Origin of the sequence: Variovorax sp. LG9.2 (genome assembly GCF_035018885.1) — a bacterium.
Lineage (GTDB): Bacteria > Pseudomonadota > Gammaproteobacteria > Burkholderiales > Burkholderiaceae_C > Variovorax.
This window is the reverse complement of sequence record NZ_JASJXB010000002.1, coordinates 241,057-262,258: the sequence shown is the minus strand read 5'-3', so window position 1 is coordinate 262,258 and position 21,202 is coordinate 241,057. Positions and strand designations below refer to the sequence as shown.

Annotated in this window: 22 protein-coding genes; 8 read left to right on the top strand and 14 right to left on the bottom strand. The window is 62.9% G+C overall.

Annotated features, from left to right (window positions below; genetic code table 11):
- Nucleotides 1-70: 70 nt before the first annotated feature.
- The 3 genes from QN413_RS03330 to QN413_RS03320 form a co-directional block, all read right to left on the bottom strand.
- Nucleotides 71-1,042 (bottom strand): ABC transporter permease, encoded by a 972-nt coding sequence (locus QN413_RS03330; RefSeq protein WP_323495221.1) that lies wholly within the window; start codon nt 1,040-1,042, stop codon nt 71-73.
- A gap of 25 nt (nt 1,043-1,067) precedes the next feature.
- On the bottom strand, nt 1,068-3,347 hold the full coding sequence (locus tag QN413_RS03325; RefSeq protein ID WP_323495220.1) for an AMP-binding protein: 2,280 nt from the start codon (nt 3,345-3,347) through the stop codon (nt 1,068-1,070).
- 216 nt (nt 3,348-3,563) lie between these two features.
- Nucleotides 3,564-4,508, bottom strand: a complete 945-nt coding sequence (locus QN413_RS03320; protein WP_323495219.1) for an adenylate/guanylate cyclase domain-containing protein — start codon at nt 4,506-4,508, stop codon at nt 3,564-3,566.
- Nucleotides 4,509-4,750: 242 nt separating this feature from the next.
- On the opposite strand from QN413_RS03320, the gene QN413_RS03315 reads away from it, so the two are divergent.
- Nucleotides 4,751-5,203 carry a hypothetical protein gene (locus QN413_RS03315; RefSeq protein ID WP_323495218.1) on the top strand — a complete coding sequence of 151 codons (453 nt, stop codon included), beginning with the start codon at nt 4,751-4,753 and terminating at the stop codon, nt 5,201-5,203.
- 47 nt (nt 5,204-5,250) lie between these two features.
- Here the strand turns inward: QN413_RS03315 and QN413_RS03310 are convergent, their stop codons facing one another.
- The 6 genes from QN413_RS03310 to guaB form a co-directional block, all read right to left on the bottom strand.
- Nucleotides 5,251-6,198 carry an LD-carboxypeptidase gene (locus QN413_RS03310; protein ID WP_323495217.1) on the bottom strand — a complete coding sequence of 316 codons (948 nt, stop codon included), beginning with the start codon at nt 6,196-6,198 and terminating at the stop codon, nt 5,251-5,253.
- Nucleotides 6,195-7,265 carry a tRNA adenosine(34) deaminase TadA gene (gene tadA / locus QN413_RS03305; RefSeq protein ID WP_323495216.1) on the bottom strand — a complete coding sequence of 357 codons (1,071 nt, stop codon included), beginning with the start codon at nt 7,263-7,265 and terminating at the stop codon, nt 6,195-6,197. Before tadA ends, QN413_RS03310 begins: the two co-directional genes overlap by 4 nt.
- Before the next feature lie 55 nt (nt 7,266-7,320).
- Nucleotides 7,321-7,569, bottom strand: coding sequence for a hypothetical protein (locus tag QN413_RS03300; RefSeq protein ID WP_323495215.1), 249 nt, complete (start codon nt 7,567-7,569; stop codon nt 7,321-7,323).
- Between the two features lie 39 nt (nt 7,570-7,608).
- Complete coding sequence (locus tag QN413_RS03295; RefSeq protein WP_323495214.1) at nt 7,609-8,241, bottom strand: FMN-binding negative transcriptional regulator; 633 nt, start codon at nt 8,239-8,241, stop codon at nt 7,609-7,611.
- 167 nt (nt 8,242-8,408) lie between these two features.
- Nucleotides 8,409-10,034, bottom strand: coding sequence for a glutamine-hydrolyzing GMP synthase (gene guaA, locus QN413_RS03290; RefSeq protein ID WP_323495213.1), 1,626 nt, complete (start codon nt 10,032-10,034; stop codon nt 8,409-8,411).
- Between the two features lie 8 nt (nt 10,035-10,042).
- Nucleotides 10,043-11,512, bottom strand: coding sequence for an IMP dehydrogenase (gene guaB / locus QN413_RS03285; protein WP_323495212.1), 1,470 nt, complete (start codon nt 11,510-11,512; stop codon nt 10,043-10,045).
- A gap of 194 nt (nt 11,513-11,706) precedes the next feature.
- Here guaB and QN413_RS03280 point away from each other — a divergent pair, with 194 nt between their 5' ends.
- Complete coding sequence (locus QN413_RS03280) at nt 11,707-12,243, top strand: DUF4124 domain-containing protein (protein ID WP_323495211.1); 537 nt, start codon at nt 11,707-11,709, stop codon at nt 12,241-12,243.
- Nucleotides 12,244-12,281: 38 nt separating this feature from the next.
- Here QN413_RS03280 and QN413_RS03275 read toward each other — a convergent pair whose 3' ends face one another.
- Complete coding sequence (locus QN413_RS03275) at nt 12,282-12,611, bottom strand: RnfH family protein (protein ID WP_323495210.1); 330 nt, start codon at nt 12,609-12,611, stop codon at nt 12,282-12,284.
- Nucleotides 12,612-12,616: 5 nt separating this feature from the next.
- Nucleotides 12,617-13,063, bottom strand: coding sequence for a type II toxin-antitoxin system RatA family toxin (locus QN413_RS03270; protein WP_323495209.1), 447 nt, complete (start codon nt 13,061-13,063; stop codon nt 12,617-12,619).
- Nucleotides 13,064-13,126: 63 nt separating this feature from the next.
- Between QN413_RS03270 and smpB the strand changes: the two genes are divergently transcribed.
- The 6 genes from smpB (at nt 13,127) to QN413_RS03240 (ending at nt 17,373) form a co-directional block, all read left to right on the top strand.
- The gene (smpB, locus tag QN413_RS03265; RefSeq protein WP_187052072.1) at nt 13,127-13,606 is read left to right on the top strand and encodes an SsrA-binding protein SmpB; all 480 of its coding nucleotides are present in this window, start codon (nt 13,127-13,129) and stop codon (nt 13,604-13,606) included.
- Nucleotides 13,607-13,693: 87 nt separating this feature from the next.
- Complete coding sequence (locus QN413_RS03260; protein WP_323495208.1) at nt 13,694-14,302, top strand: putative colanic acid biosynthesis acetyltransferase; 609 nt, start codon at nt 13,694-13,696, stop codon at nt 14,300-14,302.
- Complete coding sequence (locus tag QN413_RS03255) at nt 14,299-15,402, top strand: glycosyltransferase (protein ID WP_323495207.1); 1,104 nt, start codon at nt 14,299-14,301, stop codon at nt 15,400-15,402. The genes QN413_RS03260 and QN413_RS03255 overlap by 4 nt, the downstream gene beginning before the upstream one ends.
- A gap of 155 nt (nt 15,403-15,557) precedes the next feature.
- Nucleotides 15,558-16,064, top strand: a complete 507-nt coding sequence (locus tag QN413_RS03250; protein WP_323495206.1) for a sigma-70 family RNA polymerase sigma factor — start codon at nt 15,558-15,560, stop codon at nt 16,062-16,064.
- A gap of 7 nt (nt 16,065-16,071) precedes the next feature.
- Nucleotides 16,072-16,917 (top strand): anti-sigma factor, encoded by an 846-nt coding sequence (locus tag QN413_RS03245; protein WP_323495205.1) that lies wholly within the window; start codon nt 16,072-16,074, stop codon nt 16,915-16,917.
- A gap of 72 nt (nt 16,918-16,989) precedes the next feature.
- A complete protein-coding gene (locus QN413_RS03240) occupies nt 16,990-17,373 on the top strand; it encodes an ATP-binding protein (protein WP_323495204.1) in 384 nt (127 codons plus the stop codon).
- A gap of 66 nt (nt 17,374-17,439) precedes the next feature.
- Here the strand turns inward: QN413_RS03240 and QN413_RS03235 are convergent, their stop codons facing one another.
- Genes QN413_RS03235 through truB form a run of 3 tightly spaced genes read right to left on the bottom strand, consistent with a single transcriptional unit; the run spans nt 17,440 to nt 21,202 of the window.
- Complete coding sequence (locus QN413_RS03235; RefSeq protein WP_323495203.1) at nt 17,440-18,360, bottom strand: DMT family transporter; 921 nt, start codon at nt 18,358-18,360, stop codon at nt 17,440-17,442.
- 38 nt (nt 18,361-18,398) lie between these two features.
- Entirely contained in the window at nt 18,399-20,225 is a 1,827-nt protein-coding gene (gene typA / locus QN413_RS03230) for a translational GTPase TypA (protein WP_187052078.1), read from the bottom strand.
- On the bottom strand, nt 20,222-21,202 hold the full coding sequence (gene truB / locus QN413_RS03225; RefSeq protein WP_323495202.1) for a tRNA pseudouridine(55) synthase TruB: 981 nt from the start codon (nt 21,200-21,202) through the stop codon (nt 20,222-20,224). The genes typA and truB overlap by 4 nt, the downstream gene beginning before the upstream one ends.

Below are 21,202 nucleotides of genomic sequence, written 5' to 3'. Positions count from 1 at the left end.
TTTAAGAACAGCGCCAATGGATGCCTGGCGCGGGGCACTAACGGAACTTGAGAAAAGCAATTGGTCGAGGTCAGATGTCGCCCTGCTGGGCGGTCTCCTCGTTGCGCGGATTGAAGGCCGAGTCGACCAGGATGGCGACCAGCAGTACCACGCCCTTGACGATGTTCTGTACCGAATAGGAGATGTCGAGGATCGTCATGCCGTTCAGCATGGTTCCGATGAGCAGCGTGCCGATGATCACGTTGAGCACACCACCGCGGCCGCCGGAAAGTCCGATGCCGCCCAGCACCACCACCAGCACCACGTCGTAGATCATGGTGGAGTTGAAGATGCGCGTCGGCATGCTGTTGACCGAAGCCGCCATCACGATGCCGGCGAAGACGCCGATCAACGCGGCCATGACGTACTGCAGCACGACGATCGGCCGGGTCGGCAAGCCCGTGGCGCGCGCGCCGAAAGGGTTGTCGCCGATGGCGTAGATGAAGGCGCCGGCGCGCAGCCGTTTCAAAAACAGTGCGAGCCCCGCCGCAGCGATTCCGAACATGACAACCGGCATCGGCAGGCCGGCGAACGTGCCACGCCCCATCCAGGCGATCGAGTCCATATTGCTCGGCCATTGCACCACTTCGAGTTGAAAGAAGAACGCCTGGCCCAACCCCGCGAGAAACAAACCCGAAGCCAGCGTGGTGAAGAGCGACGGCACTTCGGCATACGCGATGAGCCAGCCGTTGACCAACCCGAACGCCAGCGACAACCCGACAGCCAGTGCGCAGGCGGCAGGCAAGCTCATGCCGTTTTGCATCAGCTGCAGCAGCAGCCCGGACGGCACCGCGAGCGCCGCGATCATCGAGATGTCGATGCCACGTCCGATGACGACCACCGACATGCCGAGCCCGAGGATGCCGAGGATGGCGACGTTCTGCAGCAGCGTGAGCAGGTTGTCGACCTGCGCGAAGCCGGGCAACAGGAGCGCGAAGCCGAGGAACATCAGCACGAACAGTACGAAGACGATGCTCTGCTGCGAGATGTGGATTTTTTTCATCGATGGCTTTGTGACGAATTCCGGCTCAGGTCATGGCGACATGCAACGAATCGCGCAGCGCACGCTTCATGACCTTGCCGTTCAGGTTGCGCGGCAGCGGCTCGGTGCCGATGGTCCAGGTCTCCGGCACGGCGTAGTCGGAAAGGCGCTCGCTGCTGAAAGCCTGCAGTGCCGCGGCCTGTGTCGACGCATCCAGTTGCCGCACGCAAACGAAGGCATGCACGCGCTCGCCGAGCACGGCGCACGGCACGCCGACCAGAGCGACCTCGATCACCTCCGGGTGCTCGGTGATCGTGCTCTCTGCCGCGGCGCAAAAGATCTTGTAGCCGCCGCGATTGATGACGTCTTTCTTGCGGTCGAGGATGCGCACATAGCCATCGGCATCCATGCTGCCGATGTCGCCGGAACGCCAGTAGCCGCCCTTGAATTCGGTGGCGGTGGCGGCCTCGTTGCGCCAGTAGCCCTGCGACACCATCGGCCCGGCGATCCATATCTCGCCGGCCTCGCCGCGTGGCACTTCATTGCCGTCGTCGTCGACGATGCTGATCTCGCCACACGACACAGCCAGGCCGACACTGTCTCGATGCTGCGGTGTCTGGCCGGGCGGCATGATGGTCGCCGGTGAACAGGTCTCGGTCGACCCGTAGGCGTTCATCAGCGTGAGGTTGGGCAGGCGCTCGGCCATCGCTTCGATGCTGGCGGAAGGCATCGGCGCGCCGCCGAAGGCGCCGATGCGCCAGTGATGCAGGTCGTGCTCCTGCAGGTTTGGCAGCAAAAGGCACAGGTTGTACATGGCGGGCACCATGATCGTGTGGGTCATGCGCTCTTCAGCCGCGAGCCGCACGAATTCGCCAGCCTTGAAGGGCGGCATCAGCACGACGCAGCCTTGAGCATGCAGCATCGTGTAGAGCTCGGCCACGAGCCCGGTGACATGGCTGAGCGGCACTGCCACCACGCTGCGATCGTCCGGGCCGAGGCCCATGGCCTGCACGAAGTGCATCACCGAATGCACGATGTTGAGGTGACTCAGCATCGCGCCCTTCGGCTTGCCGGTCGTGCCCGAGGTGTAGAGCAGCACGGCGAGGTCTTCTTCGGCGCTGTCGTGCGGTTGCGTGAGCGGCTGCGCCTGCATGAGGTCGCTGAAAGGCTCGAAGCCTTGTTTCGCTCCGCCGACCACCAGGCGATGCCGCAACGATGGCACCGACGTCGACGCAGGAACGAACTCGGCGAGCTCGCGGCTGCACACCAGTGCGAGCGCCTCCGCATCGTTGAGCGAATACGCAATCTCCGCCGCACGGGCTCGCGAGCTGATCGGCACGGCGACCGCGCCAAGCCACGCGCAGGCATAGATGGCGATCACGAACTCGGCGCTGTTGTCCATGAACAGTGCGACCCGATCGCCAGGACCAGTGCCGCGCTGCTTCAAGCCGGCTGCGCACTTGCACACGGCATGGTGCAAGCCGCGCCAGGTGAGTCGTAACGGCCCGATGACCAAGGCCTCGGCATCCGGGCGTGCCGCGAGCACGTCGGCCAGCAACTGCGCCACATGCACGCGTCGCGGCGTAAAGCAGCGCACCACGCGGTCCCCAAAATGAACTTCGCGACGCATCTCCGACATGGTTTCTCCCCAAGGGCCGGGGCGTGCACGAAGCGGCACCGCGGCACTGTGTTGCGACGGCGCGCTCAGCACGCCCCGCATGAGCATTTCGATGCAATGGCGCACCGCGTCTTCGAGGTTGTGGGCAGCGCGGTTCTCTGGCCGGTACCAACGGCCCACGCCGCTCAATGCGCCAACCACCGTGTAGGCCGCCATAGCCGCATCGCCGGCGGCGATCCAGCCTTCGGCCATGCCGGCCTCGATCAGAGTGCGGAACTCGACATCGATCTCGCCCTTGAGCGCACGCAGCTCGCGCCGGCGCGGCTCCGACAGCGGGTCTTCGCCGATGCGGATCACACAAAGGCCGAAGTCGCTGGTCACGATGCCGGCGTAGTTTTCCATCGCGGCGCGGAGCCGCTCGCGACCCGCGAGGCCGCGCTCGGTCGCTTCGTCGATGCAGGCCCGCAGCGCACCCAGACCACGGCGCACGCACTCGAAGAGGATCTCTTCCTTGTTCGCGACGTAGTGATAGAGGGTCGGCTTGGTGACACCGAGGCTTTGCGCGATGTCGTCGAGCGAGGTTCCCTGAAAGCCGCGGTGCGTGAACAGGCGTGCTGCCGCGGTGAGCACGGCGTCGCGCTTGGCGCTGCGTGGCTGCTGCCTTTCACGGTCGGTCCGCCAAGGCGAATCCCCGAGCTCAGTACCCATGCGACTCCTCGTCTATCTGAAGCCATGGATGCGGTCGACCAACCCGAGGCGCCCTCGAAGATACGAGGTTACCGGACGGTAAGCATCCTGACTGAGCGCGAGTTTCTGCCGTTGTATGGCAGGTGCGTATGCTGATTTGCCCTTAGCTGCAGCGCAGCATCGGGCGAAGCGGGGCGGGTGTTACCCGAACGTCGACCGATGGTCGACGCAACGCAATTAGCGCGCGTCGCGTCGCGCCAGCAGCACGTTGCCGCCGGTCGTGTTGAACGAAATCGTCGGTGCGCTGAAGTCGCTCAAGGGCGCGCCCAAGCCGATCTCGCCGCTGCCGTGCAGCACGCACTCCTGCCGGCGCAATGCGATCTCGCCGCTGGCACCGGCGGTACCGTGAAAACGCACCCAGGTGCCGTAGGTGCTGACATCGACCAGCACGCAACTGCCTTGCCGCGCCTCGATGCGCGCGTGCAGCCGCGACACGCGCGGGTCGTTGACGACGAACTGCGCATCGTCGACACGTCCCAAATGAATCGGCAACTCCGCTGCACGGAACATCGAGCGCACATCGAGCCAGGCCAGCTCGATCTGGCCGAAGGTCGAGTCGGGCGCCTTTTGCGGCGCCAGCGATGCCGGCATCGTCAGGAACTCCGAAACCTCTTCCTGCCAGTCGACGCGATGGACGATCGCCATCTCGTTGCGGCCGCGAATGTTGATCGGGCCCAGATTGCGATGCCGAACGCTGCCGTCGTGCAGCTGCTCGATCACCGAATCGGTCGCCCAAATCTGACCCGGGCCGGCCAGGTCGCTCAGGCGCGAAGCCAGGTTGACGGCATCGCCGTAGCAATCACCGTCGACCTCGACGATTTCTCCGCTCGCCACGCCGATCTGCAGGTCCATGCGCAACGGCGCCGGCCAGACAGACAGCCGCTTCTGGTGATTGCGCTGCATCTCCAGCACGGCTGCAGTGGCAGCCGGCCCGCTCTGAAATGTCGCGAAGACGCCATCGCCTAACGATTTGACGACGCGCCCGCCGTGGGATTCGCAAACGCCGCCGATCCACTGAATCAATCGCGTGACGGTTTCCGTCGCTCGCGCGTTTCCCATGGCCTCGAAGACCCGCGTGCTTCCGGTCAGGTCCGCAAAGACGACGGTGGTTTGAATGCCCATTTTGTGAATTTTTTGGTAGCGACAGCTGTTTGATTATGGCAAAGCATTCGTTTCTAGGCGTTAGCGATTAGCGACGTGCAGGCTCGATGCAGCCGCCGATCGTTTTGCGCTCTCCAATGTCAATGTGCGTCCGAAGTACGAACGCAGGCCCGCGGCTGGATTCAACAGGGTCTTTTCTCAGCCCTCATCGCATCCCTGATCACCCAAAACTAAAACTAATGTATCAACTCTTGGGAAAGCGCTTGAACAGTTTCGTGAAGTATGTTGTTTTTAATGATGAAAAAGTGTGTCCGGGCTTGTGCCACCGCTTGACGCCCATTAACGTACGTTCATCAAGTCTCCAGGCAAATAGCTCCCGCGTCATGGTTTCCCCAAGCAGCTTCTTTCGACTTCTGTCCTTCCCCGGCATTGGCTGGAGCCGCTCTGCCGACCGTAAGACAGGGCAAATTCGCACGGTGATGTTGTCACTGTTGCAGGTGCACACCGGCCAGAACGTCCAGCGCCTGATGCAACGCGTGCGCTTTGCCGAAGACGTGGAAGCCCTCTGGTATCTCCGGCAAGACTTGTTGGCCGCAATCAGCGAAGTCGATGGCGAGCTGGAAGCGCGCCGTCAGGTCAAGCAGATCAACGGCATGTTCAAAGGCGGATTGCCCAACACCATGGGCCCGCGCATTCACCAGCGTTTCCCGGTTTGAACAAGTTTTCGGTCTGAACAAGTCAGATCGAGACTGACTTCTTCAGGTCAATGCGCGTGGTCACGGTGGTGCCGATGACCCCACACCAAAAATACATCCCTCTCGTCGGCCGCCATTTCGACTTTGGCGCCCACCGGCAACATCACTTTGGTCGGCACATGGCCGAACGGTAGCCCCGTCAACACCGGAATCTTCAGCAAGCCGCGCAGTCGCGTCACTACGGCCTGCAGGTCGAAGCCGCGGTCGTAACCGGGGATCTTGCGCATGCTTGTGAACTGACCCAGCACGATCGCCTTTTGACGCGCCAGCACGCCCGCATGACGCAACTGGTCAAGCATGCGTTCGATGCGATAAGGATGCTCGTTCACGTCTTCGACGAACAGCACGCCCTTGTCGACCGCCGGAAAATACGGCGTGCCGAGCAGGCTGGTCAGCACGCACAGGTTGCCGCCCCACAACGTGGCACCGTGAATGCTTTTCAACGGCGACGCCATGGCGGCCGCGTCGCGGACCGGAACGCGCCAGCCCGTTCCCTCGCCCTGCCCGCTCGTGAAGTCGCCGAAGCAGTCTTCCATGATGTCGTCCGCGCCTTCTTCAGCTCCGAAGTCTTCGCCCACCGCCGGGCCGGCCCAGGTCACAGCGCCGGTCTTTGCGAACAGCGCGCTCTGCAGCGCGGTGAAGTCACTCAGGCCGACGAACTCGGTGCCGTGCTCGATCGCTTTGGCAATGGCCTTGTACGGAATCGCGTCGAGGATGCGCGTCAGGCCGTAGCCACCGCGTGCGATGAGCGCCACGTCGGCGTGGCTTGCGGCAGCACGCGAGATGGCGGCGAGCCGCACGGCGTCGTCGCCGGCGAAACGCTGGTGCACGCTAAGCGCCGCTTCGTCGATTTCGATCTCGTAGCCCAGTGCCTTGAGCCGTGCGACGCCGCGCTTGAAAGCGGCGCGGTCGCGCACCGCACTGGCGGGGGAATAGATGTAGATGTGTTTTGTCACTCGCGGAAGTATCCCATCGCGTCCTCTATCAATTGGAGCGCCTGCGAAGGGCTCGGGCCGGAGGTTGCCGCGGCTGGCGGGAGCGCCCGCAATGCCGCTTCGTGGCCACGGTCTGGAAACGGCGCACGCCACGCGTGCGCTACGGCCTCGCCACCTTCAGGCGCAGTGAGCACACCCACGAACTGGCGTGGCGCTGCCGCCGACAACAGCGTCGCAAGGTCGGTCGCTGCCGCGCTGTGCACGAGCACCATCGGACCCGTCTGCAAACGATCCAGCCATTCAATCAGCACGTCGCGATGCCAGTCGAGCCGATGCACGACATCGCGCTTGGGCTTGTCGCTCATGCCGAAGCCGATGAGGTCGGGCGCCAGCATGCGTGGGCCGGACATGGCAAGGAGGTACCTGAACAAGTAGCTCCACTCTCCGGGGCCGTGCAGGCACAGCAACGTGGGCTTCGGGACCGCAGGTGCCGTGTCGACGTAATGCATGCGCCAGTCACGCAAGCTCGGGAGGTCGTCGATCCAGCGAGACGTGAAGGGGTAGTCAGTCAGGCCGGTAAAGCGCTCTGGCGGCGTGCGCAGCGCATCGTCGCTCAGCGGTTGGACGCTTTCGCGCGCGGCATCACGGCGCTGGCGAAAAAAGCGCTGAAGCAACTCGCTGCACTGCGCTTCGAGCACGCCGCGCACGACGCGCGTTCGGTGGTTCAAGCGTGGCTCGGCAAAGAGATCGACGACCGATCCGGCAGCGCCCGTCTTGATGTCGGCCGCGCCGAACACGACACGCGCCAGCCGCGCATGAAGCATCGCGCCCGCGCACATCGCGCAAGGCTCGAGCGTGACGAAAAGCTCGCAGCCATCGAGCCGATAGTTGCCGAGTGCCGTTGCGCCGGCCCGAAGTGCGTTGATCTCTGCGTGCGCGCTCGGATCGTGCTGCGCCACGGGCGTATTGCGGCCTTTGGCGACCAGCAAGCCGTCTTTCACGAGCACGGCACCCACGGGCACTTCGCCCGCGTCGGCGGCGGCTTGCGCTTCGCTCAATGCGAGCGCCATCCAATCCTTGTCTGTCATCGGTCGCCGGTGCCTGAGCGGATGTCGCAGACGCGAGCGGCCCTTCGTAGGGCTTTCAATTGTCCTCGGGCATCTTGCGCTGCGGCTGCATCGCCGCATCGATCGCCTGCTTGTACTGCTGCTGCATTTGCTGACTCTGCTCGCGTGCGTTGGCCGGCGCTGTACCGGCGGCGGGCGCTGGCGCACCGGGTACGGAGGTTGTAGCTGGCAAGGTCGGCGCGGCGATCGGCGCGAGCTGCTTCTTCGCCAGCAGGCCGACGATCACGAGGGCCACCAGCAAACCGACCAATCCGAAAATGCGCATGTCAGATTCCTTGTCTGTCGCTTATGTCTGTCGCTCATCTCACGCAGCTGCGGTCGTGTTCATGCCCAGCCGCACCATCCACTCAGCCAGTGCCTGCTCGTCCGGCGACCCTGCAGAAAAGCGCGAATACATCTCGGCATGCGCTTCGCGTCGGTGCTGATTGAGCTTCAGCTTGCACTGCAGGTCGGTCACCCGCAGCGTGAAGCCGACGATGCCGGTCAGCATCTTCTGCTGAAAGTCTTCGCCAAGATCGCGCCACTGTTGTGCGTAGGCCGGCTCATGCTCGGCGATGAGCTTTTTCAGCAGCTCGTCCTTGGCGGCTGGCTCGGTCACCAGTGCCGACTCGACCTTGCAGTGCACCGCGAGGTAATTCCAGGTCGGCACGCGGGCCAGGTCCGGATAGACCGCAGGCGACATGTAGGCATGCGGCCCGAGAAATGTCACGACGGCTTTGGGTCGGGCTTCGAGGTAGCGCCAGTGCGGATTCGGCTTTGCGCAGTGCCCGAGCAAGACGATCGTGCCGTCTTCGTGTTGCTCCGCGACCAGCGGCAGATGCGAGACGAAAGGCAGCCCATCGTCGTCGTTCGAGATCAGGCTGGCGAACGCGTTGGCACGCATCAGCTCGATCGCAATCGCGAGGTCCTTGAAATTGAATTGGGGCGGCAGGTACATGGAGCGTCTCGGGGCGTCTCGGGGCGAGCGATGGTGCGAATTGTCCGCGAGGCGGCGGCTCACTGATGCACCACGTTACCGACGTTGAGGTGCCATTTCAACAAGAGCAAGAACGCTGATGGCGAGAACCGCCCTATGGGCGCATTGAGCTGCCCGGAAGAACACGCTCACTCCCACTCGATCGTCGCAGGCGGCTTCGAACTCACGTCGTAAGTCACGCGATTGATCCCGCGCACCTCGTTGATGATTCGCCCCGACACCGTCTTCAACAGCGCGTACGGCAGCTCAGCCCAATCCGCAGTCATGAAGTCGCTCGTCTGCACCGCGCGCAGCGCGACGACGTAGTCATAGGTACGGCCATCGCCCATCACGCCGACACTCTTTACCGGCAGGAAGACGACGAAAGCCTGGCTCGTGAGGTCGTACCAGCTCTTGCCGCTGGCCGGGTCGATGAAGTTGCGCAGCTCCTCGATGAAGATCGCGTCCGCACTCCGCAGCAAGTCGGCGTATTCCTTTTTGACTTCGCCGAGGATGCGCACGCCCAAGCCGGGGCCGGGGAACGGGTGGCGGTACACCATTGCAGGTGGCAGGCCGAGCGCCACGCCGAGTTCGCGCACTTCGTCCTTGAAAAGATCGCGTAACGGCTCGAGCAGCTTCAGGCCCAGTTGCTCCGGCAGGCCGCCGACGTTGTGGTGGCTCTTGATCGTCACGGCCTTCTTCTTGCCGGTCGACGACTTGGCGCCGCCGGACTCGATGACGTCCGGATAGATGGTGCCTTGTGCCAGCCACTTGGCACCCTTGGCGCCCGCGCTGGTCAGCTTGGCAGCTTCCTGCTTGAACACGGTCACGAACTCGCCGCCGATGATCTTGCGCTTGGCTTCCGGGTCGCTTACCCCCCCAAGTTTGCCGAGGAACAGCTCGCTGGCATCGACGCGAATCACTTTCGCATGCAGCTTGCCGACGAACATCTCCATGACGAGATCGCCCTCGTTCAAGCGCAGCAAGCCGTGGTCGACGAAGACGCATGTCAGCTGGTCGCCGATGGCCCGATGGATCAACGCGGCAGCAACGGATGAATCCACGCCGCCCGACAGACCGAGGATGACTTCTTCGTCGCCGACTTGCTCACGGATCTTCGCAACCGCCTCGGCCACGTGATCTCGCATGACCCAATCGGGCTTGGAGCCGCAGATGTCGAGCACGAAGCGCTGCAGGATCGCCGTGCCCTGCTGCGTGTGCGTGACTTCGGGATGAAACTGCACGCCATAGAAATGCCGCTCTTCGTCGGCCATGCCGGCAATCGGGCAACTCTCGGTAGACGCCATCAGCTTGAAGCCGGGTGGCAGCTCGGTAACCTTGTCGCCATGGCTCATCCACACGTTGAGCATGCCGAAACCTTCGTCGGTCTTGAAGTCGGCAATCTCGTTCAACAGGTCGGTATGACCGCGTGCACGAACGGCCGCTGCGCCAAACTCGCGCTTATGGCCGCCCTCGACCTTGCCGCCAAGCTGGTGCGCCATGGTTTGCATGCCGTAGCAGATGCCGAGCACCGGAACGCCGAGTTCGAACACCGCCTGCGGTGCCTTGTCGGTCGTGTCTTCGTACACGCTGGCATGGCTGCCAGAGAGGATCACGCCCTTGAGCGACCCATCCTTCGCGTAATTGCGAATCCACTCGTTACTGACGTCGCACGGGTGCACTTCGCTCAGCACATGGGCTTCGCGCACGCGGCGGGCAATCAGCTGGGTTACCTGCGAGCCGAAATCGAGAATCAGGATTTTGTCGTGTTGCATGGGGTCGGTCACTCGGCCCGGTAGTTGGGCGCTTCTTTGGTGATCTGCACGTCGTGCACATGACTCTCGCGGATGCCGGCGGTCGTGATCTCGACGAACTCAGCCCTGTTCTGCATGTCTTCGATCGTCGCGCAGCCGCAGTAGCCCATGCTGGCCCGCACGCCACCAGCCATCTGGTAGACGATCGAGACGATCGAGCCCTTGTACGGCACGCGGCCTTCGACGCCTTCGGGCACGAGCTTGTCGGTGTTGGGGTTGCCGGTCGTCGATTCCTGGAAGTAGCGATCGGCACTGCCCTGCTGCATCGCGCCGATGCTTCCCATGCCGCGGTAGCTTTTGTAGCTGCGACCCTGGTAGAGCACGATCTCGCCCGGCGCCTCTTCAGTGCCGGCGAACATGCTGCCCATCATCACGGTGCTGGCGCCGGCTGCGATGGCCTTGGCGATGTCGCCCGAATAGCGCACGCCGCCGTCGGAAATCAGCGGAACGCCGGTGCCTTGCAAGGCGGTGGCGACGCTGTCGACCGCCATGATCTGCGGCACCCCAACGCCGGCCACGATGCGCGTGGTGCAGATTGAGCCCGGGCCGATACCGACCTTGACCGCATCGGCGCCCACGTCGGCCAGCGCGCGTGCCGCGTCGCCGGTCGCGATGTTTCCGCCGATCACGTCGATCTGTGGATAGTTCTTCTTGACCCAGCGCACGCGCGAGATCACGCCAGCGCTGTGGCCGTGCGCGGTGTCCACCACGATGACGTCGACACCCGCGGCCACCAGCGCTTCCACGCGCTCCTCGGTGCCGTCGCCAACGCCAACGGCTGCACCCACGCGCAAACGCCCGGAGGCGTCACGCGCTGCATTGGGGAAGCTGGTCTGCTTGGTGATGTCCTTGACTGTGATCAGGCCTTTGAGTTCCCAATCGCTGTTGATGACCAGCAATCGCTCGAGCTTGTACTTGTTGAGCAGCGCCTTGGCGTCCGCAAGTGTCGTGCCGTCGGGGACGGTGATGAGCTTGTCGCGCTGCGTCATGATCTCGCTGACAGGCGCGTCGTAGCGTGTCTCGAAGCGCAAGTCGCGGCCGGTCACGATGCCGACGACCCTGCCGCCGTCGACCACCGGGAAGCCGGAGATGCCGAGCTGGTCAGACAGTGCCATCACCTGCCGCACCGAATGCGTCGGCGTGATCACCACCGGGTCGCGCAGCACGCCGGATTCGTAGCGCTTCACGCGGGCCACCTCGGCGGCCTGCTGCTGCGCCGTCAGGTTCTTGTGGACGATGCCGATGCCGCCTTCCTGGGCGATCGCGATGGCGAGGCGTGCTTCGGTCACGGTGTCCATCGCCGCTGAAACGAGCGGCAGATTCAACGTGATGTTGCGGGAAAGTCGGGTGGCGAGGGAGGTGTCCTTGGGCAGGACCTGGGAGAACGCTGGCACCAACAACACATCGTCGAAGGTCAGCGCTTTGCCGAGAAGGCGCATGGGGAAGGCTCCAAAAGACGGATTGTAGCGATGGCCCCGTACTTACCCGGACCAAAAGCCGGACCAAGGGCCGGAAGGAGGGAGATGTGGCGCCGCGCCACATTCGAGGCGAACTGTGGCTGTTTCCCCGCGATCCCCTCAAATCAGCCACGTCAAAACGTTGCAAAAGGTAAGGGAGCGCTAAACTGCCCGCCATGAAGTTCGTCCACTTGAATTCGCTCGTCCTTGCATTGGTCTGCGCCGTGCCGACGGTCGCAAGCGCGCAATGGCAATGGATCGACAGCGCGGGCAAGAAGGTTTTCAGCGACCAGTCGCCGCCGCCTGATATTCCGGAAAAGAACATCGTGCGCCGCCCGGGCGGAGGCAGTCCGCGGGTGACCTTCTCGCAAGGGACCCCTTCGGCCGCTCCCGATGCAGCGGAACCGGGCACGGCGCCTGCGCCCGCCATGGCTGCGAGTGGCGCTCGGCCATCCGGCGTCGACAAGGAACTCGAAGAAAAAGCGAAGAAGGCGGAAGAAGCCGAAAAGGCCAAGCGCGCAGCAGAGCTTCAGAAGGTCGCGCAGGCAAAAGCCGAAAACTGCAATCGCGCAAGACAGAGCAAGGCCACCTTCGACAGCGGCATCCGTGTGGCGCGCTTGAACGCCCAGGGCGAACGCGAAATCATCGACGACAAGGCGCGTGCCGAAGAGCAGCAGCGCTTGCAGACGGTCATTGCCAGCGACTGCAAGTAAGTTTGCATGCAGGCGTCCGAGCAGGCTTGCAGCTCAAGTCAGTAACCGTCCTTTCCACCCGGGCGACGGCTGGAAAACAACCCGGTCCCGCGCGCACCCTGGCGTTGAAATCTCTCGCGTCGCGCCACCTTGGGATCCACCTTCAGTGGCCGGCACAGCTCGATCCGGTCATACTCTGCCAGCACACGGTCCCATTCGCATACCCGGCCCCAGACGCCCACGGGCAAGGCAGCCCAATCGAGCGCAGGGAACGAGGCGGGAAGGCGGCTGGCGATCAGAGCATCCTGCGCCGTCGCACCATTGGACAGCGTCACGGTCTCTTCAAAGATCTGGCGGGGCCCTGGCGAATAGACCAACGTGATCTGCATGCGATTCAGCTCTTGCCGTAAACCTGCTCGGCGCGCTTGACGAACCCCTCGACCAGACTCGATGCAATCTTGTCGAATACGGGGCCGATCAAGGCCTGCAGCGCGAAATTGCTGAAGCCGTAGTTCAGGTTCAGTTCGACTCGGCAAGCCCGCTCGCCAGTTTCGCCCACCGGCGTGAACTTCCAGACACCATCGAGGTTCGAGAAGGGTCCGCTGACCAGTTTGAGTTGCACTTCGCGACCGGCAATCTGTGTGTTGCGCGTCGTAAAGCTCTGCCGGATTCCGCCGAACGAAAGGCCGACTTCAGCAGTCATTCCGCTTTCGTCCTGGTCAATCACGCTAGCCCGATTGCACCAGGGCAAAAACTCGGGGTACTTGGCAACATCGGTGACCAGGGCGTACATCTCCTCGGCGCTGTACCAGATGAGGACGGACTTTTGAACGGTTTTCATAGAATCGGCACGGCGTGCGCGACGGATTGTATTGAAGCCATGCCGACCCCACCTTTCCGAGCCATGGCAACCAAAAAGAAACAAGACCCCTCCTCCCGCATCGCCGACAACAAAAAGGCCGCTTACAACTACTTCTTCGAAGAGCGCTTCGAGGCGGGCATCGTGCTCGAAGGCTGGGAGGTGAAATCGCTGCGCGAAGGCAAGGTGCAACTGACCGATGGCTATGTGGTGATCCGTAATGGAGAACTCTTCGTCATCGGCCTGCAGATCAACCCGCTTAACAGCGCGTCGAGCCACATCACGCCGGATTCGGTCCGCACCAAGAAGCTCTTGCTGCACAAGGAAGAGATTCGCCGCCTGATCGGCAAGATCGAACAAAAGGGCTACACCCTGGTGCCGCTCAACCTCCATTGGAAGGCAGGCAAGGTGAAATGCGAGGTCGCACTGGCCAAGGGCAAAGCCGAGCATGACAAGCGCGACACGATCAAGGACCGCGAAGGCAAGCGTGAAGTCGAGCGCGCGATGAAGAAGTTCAGCAAATGAGAACTTTGGCGTTATAGTCACAGAACGTAACAGTGTCACGAGCGAATTTCTGCGCTCGGACCACGCCGCCCACTATTTTTCAAACACATGGCGCTTCAACCTCTCGACGCAAGTCAGGTCAATTCACGCGAGGGCGGACCGAGTTTCAGTCTCTCGAACCGCCTTTTTCGCGCCTTGTGGAACTTGACGTGGGCCTTGCTCGCATCTTGGACGCCACCGCCATTCGGCGCATGGCGCCGCTTCTTGCTCACGCTGTTCGGCGCCCGCATGGGCGTTGCCTGTGATGTCAGGGGCACCGCCAAAGTCTGGTATCCACCTCACCTGCAGATGGCCGACCGCAGCCTGCTAGCGGATCGCGTCAACTGTTACAACATGGCGCCGATTTCGCTCGGCGAACGCGCGCTGGTTTCACAGGGCGCACACCTTTGCGCCGGCAGCCATGACATCCGTACTCGCGACTTTCAGCTGATCGCCAAGCCGATCCACATCGGCGCGGACGTATGGGTGGCTGCTGAAGCGTTTGTGGGTCCCGGCGTCGAGATCGGCGAGGGATCGGTGCTCGGCGCACGCGCGGTTGCATTTAAATCGCTCGAACCCTGGGGCGTCTATGCAGGCAACCCGGCGCAGTTCGTCAAACGCCGCGTCATCCTCGGTACGGCCGGCGACACGAGCGCACCCGGAGATGCAGGCCGGTGAAAGTCCTGAACATCACGCCGACGTTCCATCCGGAGATCGGCGGGATCGAGACAGTGGTGTTGAATCTCTCGGTGCACTGCCAGCGACTGGGCGTCGATGTAGAGGTGCTCTATGTTTCCCCCGATCACAAGCGGCTGCAGACGCGCACGGTCGAAGGTATCAAAGTCACCGACGTGCCACTGATCGGCAGCAAACTGGTCGGATACGCACCGCAGTTGAGGCAGGCGATTCAGGGCTTCGACCTGCTACATATCCACGATCCTCAATTGATGGCCTTGTCGGTAGGCGTCATGCTGTCCGGCAGCCAACTTCCGCGGGTGCTGAGCACCCATGGCGGCTTTCATCACACGCGCCGGTTGGCAGGCGCCAAGCGACTGCATGAAGAGTTCGCGCTGCGCCGCATGCTCGACTCCTACAGATTGGTGTTGGCGACCAGCGAAAACGACGCTGCTTACTTCGGCCGGTTCACCAAGCGGATCAGGGTGACCGGCAACGGCATCGACGTGCAGCGCCACCAAATTGCCGACCGGCCCCCGAGCAACGATTTGCGGCGCTGGGTCTACTGGGGTCGCCTCTCCGAAAACAAGCGCGTCGATCGCCTGCTCGACTACGCCGTGCGACTGAAGGCCATGGGCTATCCGCTCGACCTGCTCATCACCGGAACGGACGTCAGCGGATTGGCTTGCAAATTCCAGGCGCGCATCGACAGCGCGGGTTTGCAAGACAGCGTGCGGCTGGCGCCGCCGATGAACGATATCGATTTGAAAGCAGCCTTGCGCGATCGAACCGTCTTCGCGACCGCCAGCGAATACGAAGGCTTCGGTCTGACCTTGCTCGAGGCGATGGCGGCTGGGCTGCTCGTGGTGTGCCGTGACGTCGAGCCAATGAACAAGTTCGTGCAGAACGGCCAGAACGGCCTCTGCCTCGCATTCGACGGCAGCGACGCCGACTTTGCGAAACTGGTCGAGTTCCTGTCGATGGATCAGCCGCACCAGCAGTCGATGCGCAGCGCGAGCGTGGCGTTCGCAGACGCGTATGACTGGCCGCGAATCGCAAAGCGATTTGTCTCGGCTTATAGCGAGGTCCTGAGCACCACTTAGTCTTTTTGCGGGTCGGTGGAATAAACCGACGACTTTCGGCGTTCGTGTGTGGAAAGGAGCACCGCCTTGTCTTCCACACGACTCCTCGCCAATGTCATCGTTTGCGTTACCGCTTCGCTCTGTCGCGGCGAAACGGCGACGCACTGAGCCAACGCATGGATTCGCAGCCCCTGATCGAACACATTCCCAGCTTGCGACGCTATGCGCGCGTGCTGACCGGCGACGCCTGGGCGGCCGACGATCTGGTTCAGGACACGCTGGAGCGGGCTTGCAGCAAATGGCGGCTTTGGACCGTCGGCAGCGATCTGCGCGCATGGCTTTTCACCATCATGCACAACCTCTTTGCCAGCCAAATGCGCCGGACGCCGCCTCGCGCAACCGTGTCGCTCGAAGACGTATCGAATGAACTTCGCGCCGTCGAGTCAGGGCGCGACCACGGTATCGATCTGCAACGTTGCCTGCATCAACTGCCCGAGGAACAGCGCGCGGTGCTCTTGTTGGTCACACTGGAAGACCTCTCTTATGCCGAAGTCGCAAAAGTACTCGGCATCCCGGCCGGCACGGTCATGTCCCGGCTGTCGCGTGCTCGCGCACGTTTGCACGAGCTGATGGAAGGTACCAGCGCAACGCCTAACCGACCTGGCCTGCGCCGCCTCAAGTGAGCTGAACATGAACGCCCACATTTCCTCCGTTTCCGACGATGAACTGCATGCTTTCGTCGACGGCCAATTGGCGCTCGAACGCGGTGCCGCGATCGACGATTTGCTGAAGCGGGAGCCGGCTCTTGCGGCCCGCGTCGCCTCGTGGCGAGTGCAGCGCGATGCGCTCCGCCAGTTGCACCTCAGCTTGCTCGACGAACCGATCCCCGCACCACTACTGAACGCGCTGGGCGCCCGATCGGCTCGCCATGCAGCGCAGTCGGTGTGGACGCGCTGGGGTGGAATGGCCGCGGGCTTCGCGATCGCCTTTGGCGCCGGCTGGCTGGTCAACGCACAGTGGACGCTGTCGCACGGCACGACCTTGGCGAAGGCGCCTGGGCCCGGACCGGCGCCCACAGGGGCGCTTGCGTCGCACGAATTCGTGCATGCGGCGTCGGTGGCGCATGCGGTGTATGCGCCCGAAAAGCGCCATCCCGTGGAGGTCGCTGCCGCCGAGCAACAGCATCTGGTGCAATGGCTCTCGAAGCGGCTCGACCGGCCACTCAAAGTGCCGGATCTCTCGAGCGAAGGCTATTCGCTGGTCGGAGGTCGGCTGTTGCCGGGCGACGAAGGCGCGCGCGCCCAGTTCATGTTCGAAAGCGCCACTGGCGAACGGGTGACCCTTTACATCGGTGCCCTGGACGCCGCGGCGAGTGCCTTCACGCCATCTCGGGAAACGGCATTCCGTTTCACATCGGAGGGGCCGGTACCCAGCTTCTACTGGGTCGATCATGGGTTCGGCTATGCCGTCGCCGGCAAATTGCCGCGCGACGCGTTGATGAAATTGGCGACGGTCACCTACCGTCAGCTGTCTTAGGGCAATTTAGACTGGTCGCCGGCACAGCTCCAATGTGCCGGCGTTTTTTTGAAACCGAAGGAGAAACTTGATATGAAACTGCTCAGTGCATCGATCCTCGCCGTCACCCTGCTGGCAGGCTGCGCAAGCATGTCGTCCATGATGGCCGACACGCCGACAAAGACATCTGATGGCGTGCTCGTCGGGCCTGACGGCAAGTCGCTCTACACGTTCAACCGCGACACCGTCAACAGCGGCAAGTCGGTCTGCAATGCGGCGTGCGCCAAGCTCTGGCCGGCGCTGCCGGTCGCCGCAACGGCCAAGCCGATGGGCGGCTACACCATCATCGTGCGCGACGATGCCACCCAGCAGTGGGCCTACAAGGGCTCCCCGCTCTACTACTACGCGAACGACGCCAGGGCGGGCGATCGAACGGGCGACAACTTCAACAATGCGTGGAAGCTTGCGCGCCCCTGAGCGCCTGAGCGCCTGCGCGCTGGCTCAGCCAAGCCGGCCAAGTGCCGGCTTTTTTATTTTCTTGGCTCAGACCGATTTGCCGCTGCGCCTCGAAAGTCCGAGCCACTCGTTGCCGACCAACGCAGCGATGACCACAGTACCCCCGGCGAGCACGCGGAAAGCGGGTTCTTCGCCCGCGCCAAGCCAAGCCAAAGCGATGCCGAAGATCACCTCGAGCAGCGCCAGCAGCGACAACTCCGGTGCCTTGAGCACACGGGCGCACATCACTGAAAACACGCAGGGAATGGCCAGCTGGACCAATCCCAGAAATGCCAGCAAGCCGAGGTCGTGAGCGTTGACTTGAAAGGGCCATGCGAGCGGCAAAGTAGCCAAGGCACACAAAGCCGCACCGATCAACACCGCAGGCACCATGTCCACATCGTGTCCGGCTGCATGCGCGTGTTGCGTGACCGTCCAATTGCCCGCAGCGGCCAACGGTACGCACAACGCAACCAGTGTGCCGAGAAGCTGACCACCGGCGCTCGAAAATTCGGAGCCGTACATCCAACCGATGCCGATGCCCGCGACGAGGATCGCGATCCAGGTGCGCGTTGCCAGCCGGTGCCCGATGAACAGACGAGCCGCGAGCGCGGTGAATAAAGGCGCCAGCGCCATCGTCACCAGCACGTTCGCGACGCTGGTCAGCGTGAGCGCGACCATATAGGCCGTGAACATCACGCTCCAGCAGACGCCAGATACCCAGAGGGAACGGTTGCCCTGCCGGATCGTCGAGAACACCGCCCGGCCGCGCCAGGTCGGCAGGATCACAAGCAGCGACAACACGGTGAATGACGCTCGCCAAAAAGTGACCTCGAAGCTCCGTGCATGCTCCAAGTGGCGCGTCACGACGCCGGCTGTAGCCCACATCAGCGTGACGAGAACCATGAGCCACACGGCACGTCCGTGGGCCATGCGCCCCGAAGTCACCGCATGTTCGTCAGCCGCCATCCGACTCGAACTCACGGTCTTCGAAAGCCCGCAGTTTTTTAGTCGCGGCCGGCGCGCTTGCGCTCGTGTTCCTTCAGGAACCGCTTGCGCAGACGAACGCTCTTTGGCGTGATTTCGACCAACTCGTCGTCTTCAATGAACTCCACGCCGTATTCGAGCGTGAGTTCGATCGGCGGTGTGATCTTGATCGCGTCTTCCTTGCCAGACACGCGGAAGTTGGTCAGCTGCTTGGTACGGGTGGCGTTGACCACCAAATCGTTGTCGCGGCTGTGGATGCCGACGATCATGCCCTCATAAACCGGATCGTTCGCGCGCACGAACATACGGCCGCGGTCGTCCAGCTTGCCCAGGGCGTAGGTGAAAATTTCACCGTCGTCCATCGAGATCAGTACGCCTTGCTTGCGGCCGCCGATGTCGCCCTTGTGCGGTTCGTAGCTGTCGAAGATATTCGCGATCAGACCCGAGCCACGCGTCAGGTTCAGGAACTCGTTGGTGAAGCCGATCAGGCCGCGCGCCGGAATGCGGTACTCCAGACGAACACGGCCGCGTCCGTCCGATTCCATGTTGGCCAGATCGCCCTTGCGCTCGCCCATGGCTTGCATCACGCCGCCCTGGTGCTGCTCCTCGACGTCGATGGTCACCATTTCGATCGGCTCGTGGCGCACCCCGTCGATATCCTTGAACACCACGCGCGGCTTGGACACAGCGAGCTCGTAACCTTCGCGGCGCATGTTCTCCAGCAGGATGGTGAGGTGCAGTTCGCCGCGGCCCATGACCTCGAAGATGCCTTCTTCCCCGGTTTCGGCGACGCGCAACGCTACGTTGTGCTGCAGCTCTTTCTGCAGGCGGTCCCAGATCTGGCGGCTGGTGATGTACTTGCCTTCACGACCGGCGAGCGGGCTCGTGTTGACGCAAAAATTCATCGTCAGCGTCGGCTCGTCGACCTTGAGCATGGGCAACGGTGCCGGATTGATCGGATCGGTCACGGTGACGCCGATACCGATGTCGGTCAGGCCATTGATCAGCACGATTTCGCCCGGACCGGCTTCCGTCGCTTGCACGCGCTCCAGTCCCTGGAACGTCAGCACTTGGTTGACGCGACCCTTGACGGCCTTGCCGTCCGTACCTTCCATCACAACCACGTCCATCATCGGCCGGACGGTGCCCTGGCTGATGCGGCCAACGCCGATGCGGCCGACGAAGGTGGAGAAATCGAGTGCGGAAATCTGCAATTGCAGCGGTGCATCCGGGTCACCCTTTTGAGCCGGCACGTGCTTGAGCACGGTGTTGAAGAGCGCCGACATGTCGGGGCCCCACTGCTCACCCGCCTCGCCTTCTTCCATCGACGACCAGCCATTGATGCCCGAGGCGTACACCACCGGGAAATCGAGCTGCTCGTCGGTCGCACCGAGCTTGTCGAACAGGTCGAACGCCGCGTTGACAACGAAGTCAGGGCGCGCACCGGGCTTGTCGACTTTGTTCACCACCAGAATAGGCTTGAGGCCGAGGGCTAGTGCCTTCTTGGTCACGAAGCGCGTTTGCGGCATCGGGCCTTCTTGCGCGTCGATCAGCAGCACAACGCCGTCGACCATAGACAGTGCGCGTTCAACTTCGCCGCCGAAGTCGGCGTGACCGGGAGTGTCGACAATGTTGATGTGCGTGCCTTCCCAGGTCACGGCGCAATTTTTGGCAAGAATCGTGATGCCACGTTCTTTTTCGATCGCGTTGTTGTCCATCACTGTGTCGACCACTTTCTCGTGCTCGGCGAAGGTGCCGGACTGGCGCAGCAGCTGGTCGACCATCGTGGTTTTGCCATGGTCGACGTGGGCAATGATGGCGATATTGCGGATTTGCTTGATGCTCATGATGTCGTTTCGCAGAAAAAATGGGGGACGGGGGCGTTCAAAAGGATTTGCTGGATTTCAATGGGGTTCAGCAAGCGCCCCGGAATCAATTCGTTGGCCACGATATGGGCCGAGCCCAAAAACGCAGCAGGCTCAATGCCGAATACCGCCACCTCGGCTGCATCGGCCCAATCGCCGCGCCGGCGCAGGCCGGACAGGAACCGCGCCGCATCTTCCGTGCCCAACGTGACGCGGTCGTGGCCGGCGACGAGGGACTCGGCAGGGAGCAAGAGCGCGAGCCGTTCGTCTTCGGCCATGGCTTCGAGCGCTTCGAGCGTCACGCATTGCGAGACGTCGAAGTCACCCGTCGCGGTGCGGCGCAATGCAGTCAGGTGAGCGCCGCAACCCAATGCTTCGCCGATGTCTTCGCCGAGCGTGCGGATGTAAGTTCCTTTGGTCACTGTCGCGGCGATCTTCACGGCGCGGTACGGCGCCATGTCGGGCGTCTCAGTGACCGAAAGCCTGTGCACGACGACGTCGCGCGGCGCACGCTCGACCTCGATGCCTTCGCGGGCGTATTCGTACAGCGCTTTGCCGTCTTTCTTCAACGCGCTGTACATCGGCGGAATCTGGCGGATCGGCCCGGTGAACCGCGCCTCGACACGTTTCAGGTCTTCGGCAGCGAGGTGAACTGCACGTTCTGCGATCACTTCGCCTTCAGCATCGCCGGTCGATGTTTTCACGCCCAGTCGGGCCGTGGCCTCGTAGGTCTTGTCGGCCTCGAGGTGCAGTTGACTGAACTTCGTCGCTGCACCGAAGCACAACGGCAATACGCCAGTCGCCAACGGATCGAGCGTGCCGGTATGCCCCGCCTTTTCTGCGCGCAGCAGCCACTTGGCCCGCTGCAACGCCTGGTTGCTCGAAAGGCCGAGAGGTTTGTCGAGCAACAACACCCCATGCACGGGGCGCCGCTGCACCCTGGTGCGAGGGGCGTTCAT